The following is a 4,716-nucleotide window of genomic DNA, read 5'->3' on the forward strand; positions in this document are numbered from 1 at the left end:
ACAGTGAAAATACTATAATTCACTAGAAGTGAATGGCACCACAAAAGTTAGACAGAAAAATCTAACTTTTTGGGATAGTTTCTTTTCTTCTTTCATCCATTTTCATGAGATGGCTTGACACTAAAGCACATCAGGCAGTTTCAAAAAATTCTTTCTTATATCTGACCTTATTTTCATAAGACCAGATTAAAGTATGATAAAATAAAGAAAAAGAGATAAAGGAGTCAGCTATGGCAACTAGAGAAGAATGGGTGCGTCACTTTGAGGACGCCAATGGTCGTAAACCAAGTCCTGAGGAGTTTATGGAAGCTAAGAAAGAGGGCTTTGTCATTGCTTCGGAGGAACCAAGTGCCCAAGTGTCTGAGCAGGTTGAGGCTCAGCAGGTGGATAGTTCTGAAGCTACTGAAGAGGTGACAGCTGACTCAGTAGCAGATACGCAACCAGACGAGGCTCAGGTGGCATTAGAGGAGGAAGCTCCTAAGCCAATGCCTGAGTTGAATATGGAGAAAGAGCAAGAAAAAGAAACTCCAAAGACAAGTCAGATACCTTTGGAAAACCCTTATTACAAACCAAAAGTAACCAAGAACAATGCTTTTGTTAATATTGCTTTGCCAATTATTATCCTAGTTTTGGGGATTCTATTTGTCATTCTGTCTTGGACGCTTCCTTTCGGTTTTGTCTTTACTTTCCTTGCTTTCTTCCTTATCATTTTGGCTATTGTGACTTTGGTTTTGAGTCTGAAGTCAACACGCAAGGCACTATCTATTATTGCCCTAGTCATGTCAATCATCTTCTTCATGACTTCGCTTGCTGGAGCAGGCTATCAAGCAGTGAAATTTGTCATGAACCATGCTGAGCAGTTCCAAAGTGACGGTCACGATAGAGCTTATCTGTACATCGATGAGAATTATAAGTTTGACTGGACTGAGGATCAGTTTAAGGAGTTGAAGGTTGGTACTTTGACATTGGACGAGGTTTTGGACGCTCATGGTAAGGCGACTGATGCCGAGTATAGTGATGCTTACGAGGAAGATAAACCAGATTTACTAGACCTTACCTATAGAAAAGAAAATACAGATGGAAACAACTATGTTCGTTTGACTTTCGAGATAAAAGACGGTGTCTATGTTTTGAAATCTGCCTCAGCAACCTTCGACTATGATAAGGTCAAAGAAGTTGATGACTATCATAGCAACTGGACAAAAGATGACTATGAAAAGTTGTCTGTAGGTACACAAGCTGATTTGCTCAAGGGGACACGACTTTCTGAGGTGGTTGAAAAACACCCAGAGGCTAGCTTCACTTATCATGAAATGACACAAACTGAACAAGGCGATCTCACTCAGTCAGTGAGTCTTAGCTACCGTGATTATAATCCAGAAAGTGGTAAGGTAGATGCTGTTCGTTTGACCTTTGACTATGACAAACGTGAAAACGAGTACTTCTTGACAGACAAATCAGACGAATAAGACTACTTTTTAATTAATTCAAGCTCAGGGTTGCCTGGGCTTTTTAGTATCAACAAAAAGAGGATAAAATCTGGTATAATAGTATTGATTGATTTTTCAAGAAAGAAGTGTCACACATGAACATACAACAACTACGTTATGTCGTAGCCATTGCCAACAGCGGAACCTTCCGTGAGGCAGCCAGCAAGCTCTTTGTGAGTCAGCCTAGCCTTTCGGTGGCTATCAAGGATTTGGAGCAGGAGCTGAATTTCCAAATTTTCACCCGTACAACGACGGGGGCTGTCTTGACCAGTCAGGGCATGACTTTTTACGAGCGTGCGCTTGAGGTGGTACGCAGTTTTGATAGTTTTGAAAATCGCTATCTCAATGCTTCTGAAAAGGGTAACCAGTATTCGATTGCCAGCCAGCACTATGACTTTTTGCCACCTTTGATTACGACTTTTTCAGAGCGTTACCCTGATTACAAGGATTTCCGTATCTTTGAGTCTACGACCATTCAGATTTTGGATGAGGTAGCCAAGGGACACAGTGAGATTGGGATTATCTATTTGAATCGTCAAAATAGCAAGGGAATCCAGCAAAATATGGACAAGCTTGGGCTTGAGGCTATTGATTTGATTCCGTTTAAGACGCACATTTATCTCCGTAAGGGGCATCATCTGGCTAAAAAAGAAAGTCTGGTCATGGAGGACTTGGCGGCCTTGCCTACGGTGCGTTTCACTCAGGAGAAGGACGAGTACCTTTACTATTCTGAGAACTTTGTGGATACGTCAGATTCGTCTCTTATGTTTAACGTGACAGACCGTGCGACTTTGAACGGTATCTTGGAACGTACGGATGCTTATGCGACGGGGTCTGGCTTCTTGGATGCACAAAGTGTGAATGGGATTACGGTGATTCCGCTTGAGGATAATTTGGATAACAAGATGGTTTATGTCCGTCGTAAGGGGATTAACTTGTCGTCTTGTGCTCTCAAGTTTGTCAATGTTATGTTTGACTACTTTGATACATACAAACCATAGGAGGATTTATGCGTAAGGTTGCGATTCCTTTGGCTATTCTAGCTCTGATTGGTTTGGATCAGTGGGTTAAGCATTGGGTTGTGGCAAATATTGCCCTTAACCAAGTTATCAAGGCTATTCCTGGACTTTTCAGCTTGACCTATCTACAGAACCGTGGTGCTGCCTTTTCGATTTTACAGGATCAGAAATATTTCTTTGTGATTTTGACGGTTCTAGTGATTGGTGTGGCTCTGGTTTATCTGGTTAAGAATTATCAGAAGAGTCTTTGGCTGGTGCTATCTTTGGTTTTGATTATCTCAGGTGGTATTGGTAACTTTATTGACCGTCTGCACTTGGGTTACGTGGTTGATATGGTTCAGCTTGATTTTATTGATTTTGCGATATTTAACGTGGCAGACTCCTATCTAACGGTGGGCGTGTTGCTCTTGATTTTAATCTTATGGAAAGAGGAAAATGGAAGTCATCATTAAAGAGGCGGGAAACCGTCTGGACAAGGCTTTGGCAGATTTGACAGAATTGTCACGTAGTCAGGCCAATGAAGCAATCAAGGCTGGGACAGTCTTGGTTAATGGTAAGTCGGCAAAGGCCAAGTATGCGGTTAAAGAGGGTGATGTCATCACCTATGAATTGCCAGAAGAAGAGGTCTTGGAATACAAGGCTGAAGATATTCCTTTGGATATTATCTACGAAGATGCGGATGTGGCAGTGGTCAACAAACCTCAAGGGATGGTGGTCCATCCCTCAGCTGGTCACACGTCTGGTACCTTGGTCAATGCCTTGATGTATCATGTCAAGGACCTTTCGTCTATCAATGGTGTGGTTCGTCCAGGAATTGTCCACCGTATCGATAAGGACACGTCAGGTCTCCTTATGATCGCTAAGAATGATAAGGCCCACAATGCTTTGGCGGCGGAGCTTAAGGATAAGAAGTCCCTTCGTAAGTATGTGGCTATCGTGCATGGCAATCTGCCTAACGATCGAGGCGTGATTGAGGCTCCGATTGGGCGCTCAGACAAGGACCGCAAGAAGCAGGCGGTTACAGCTAAAGGAAAACCTGCAGTTACACGATTTACCGTTCTTGAACGTTTTGGCAACTATACGTTGGTAGAGCTGCAACTGGAAACAGGTCGCACGCACCAGATTCGTGTGCACATGGCTTATATCGGTCACCCGGTGGCGGGAGATCCTCTTTATGGGCCACGCAAGACCCTCAAGGGCCATGGCCAATTTCTACATGCCAAGACCCTTGGTTTCACGCATCCTACGACTGAAGAATTGGTCGAATTTACAGCGGAAGAACCTGCTATTTTCAAGGAAACCTTGGATAAGTTGAGAGAAGTTTAACAGTTATTAAACGGATAGTCTTTCTTGGGAGAGGCGTCCGTTTTTTTCTTGTAAAAGAGTCTGAAATTTGCTATAATTTACCTAATTAAATAAGTCCTTTAATCACTGTCCAGAGAGGCAGGCAAGGAGCCATGAGAAGGGTACGGGTGAACTGTACTCATATTTTTGTGTATCTCCTTGTTTTCGAGGGGATTTTTTTGTATTTAGAAAGGTTCTTTTTATGAAGAAAAAAGAGATCGTCGATGACGTAACCATGAAACGTGCCATTACACGTATCACTTATGAGATTATTGAGCGTAACAAAAATCTCGACAAGATTGTCTTGGCTGGTATTAAGACACGTGGTGTTTATATTGCTCAGCGTATCCAAGAGCGCTTGAAACAGTTGGAAAACCTTGATGTGCCATTGATTGAGCTTGATACTAAGGCTTTCCGTGATGATGTTAAGGCTGAACAAGACACATCTGTTTTCCCTATTGAAATTGATGGAACGGATGTTATCCTTGTGGATGATGTGCTTTACACAGGTCGTACGATTCGTGCAGCTATTGATAATATCGTTAGCCATGGGCGTCCGGCGCGTGTTGGTTTGGCTGTCTTGGTTGACCGTGGTCACCGTGAATTGCCAATCCGTGCGGACTATGTTGGTAAAAATATCCCAACAAGTGAGTCAGAAGAAATCGAAGTTTTGGTGACAGAAGTTGATGGCAAAGATAGCGTCAACATTATTGATCCAAGCTAAGTTGGCTGACAGATAGGGTGAAACGCCCTTTGTATCTTATTTAACTGAACACGGGCTAAGAGCTGTGTAAAATAGATAAATCTTCCTAGAAGCTAAAGCTTCTGTGTCAGATTTCCTAATTTTACTTTGCTCTTTATAC

General features: G+C 42.5%; 5 protein-coding genes. All 5 read left to right on the forward strand.

From position 1 onward, the window contains the following. The first annotated feature begins 230 nt into the window (after positions 1–230). The 5 genes from HMPREF3112_RS06790 (at position 231) to pyrR (ending at position 4,577) form a co-directional block, all read left to right on the forward strand. On the forward strand, positions 231–1,469 hold the full coding sequence (locus tag HMPREF3112_RS06790; RefSeq protein ID WP_070438822.1) for a CD20-like domain-containing protein: 1,239 nt from the start codon (positions 231–233) through the stop codon (positions 1,467–1,469). A 116-nt stretch (positions 1,470–1,585) separates the two neighbouring features. Continuing rightward, complete coding sequence (locus HMPREF3112_RS06795; RefSeq protein WP_048676138.1) at positions 1,586–2,491, forward strand: LysR family transcriptional regulator; 906 nt, start codon at positions 1,586–1,588, stop codon at positions 2,489–2,491. An 8-nt stretch (positions 2,492–2,499) separates the two neighbouring features. After that, positions 2,500–2,961, forward strand: a complete 462-nt coding sequence (gene lspA, locus HMPREF3112_RS06800) for a signal peptidase II (RefSeq protein WP_048676135.1) — start codon at positions 2,500–2,502, stop codon at positions 2,959–2,961. Beyond that, entirely contained in the window at positions 2,945–3,835 is an 891-nt protein-coding gene (locus HMPREF3112_RS06805) for an RluA family pseudouridine synthase (RefSeq protein ID WP_070438825.1), read from the forward strand. The genes lspA and HMPREF3112_RS06805 overlap by 17 nt, the downstream gene beginning before the upstream one ends. Before the next feature lie 220 nt (positions 3,836–4,055). After that, positions 4,056–4,577, forward strand: coding sequence for a bifunctional pyr operon transcriptional regulator/uracil phosphoribosyltransferase PyrR (gene pyrR / locus HMPREF3112_RS06810; protein WP_002890254.1), 522 nt, complete (start codon positions 4,056–4,058; stop codon positions 4,575–4,577). Positions 4,578–4,716: the final 139 nt, after the last annotated feature.

It is taken from the genome of Streptococcus sp. HMSC10E12, from assembly GCF_001807855.1.
GTDB classification, from domain to species: Bacteria; Bacillota; Bacilli; order Lactobacillales; family Streptococcaceae; genus Streptococcus; species Streptococcus salivarius.

What these genes read in the sequence shown, in the direction of transcription:
- HMPREF3112_RS06790 (WP_070438822.1), top strand. Translation starts at nt 231, where the DNA reads ATGGCAACTAGAGAAGAATGGGTGCGTCACTTTGAGGACGCCAATGGT.
- HMPREF3112_RS06795 (WP_048676138.1), top strand. Translation starts at nt 1,586, where the DNA reads ATGAACATACAACAACTACGTTATGTCGTAGCCATTGCCAACAGCGGA.
- lspA (WP_048676135.1), top strand. Translation starts at nt 2,500, where the DNA reads ATGCGTAAGGTTGCGATTCCTTTGGCTATTCTAGCTCTGATTGGTTTG.
- HMPREF3112_RS06805 (WP_070438825.1), top strand. Translation starts at nt 2,945, where the DNA reads ATGGAAGTCATCATTAAAGAGGCGGGAAACCGTCTGGACAAGGCTTTG.
- pyrR (WP_002890254.1), top strand. Translation starts at nt 4,056, where the DNA reads ATGAAGAAAAAAGAGATCGTCGATGACGTAACCATGAAACGTGCCATT.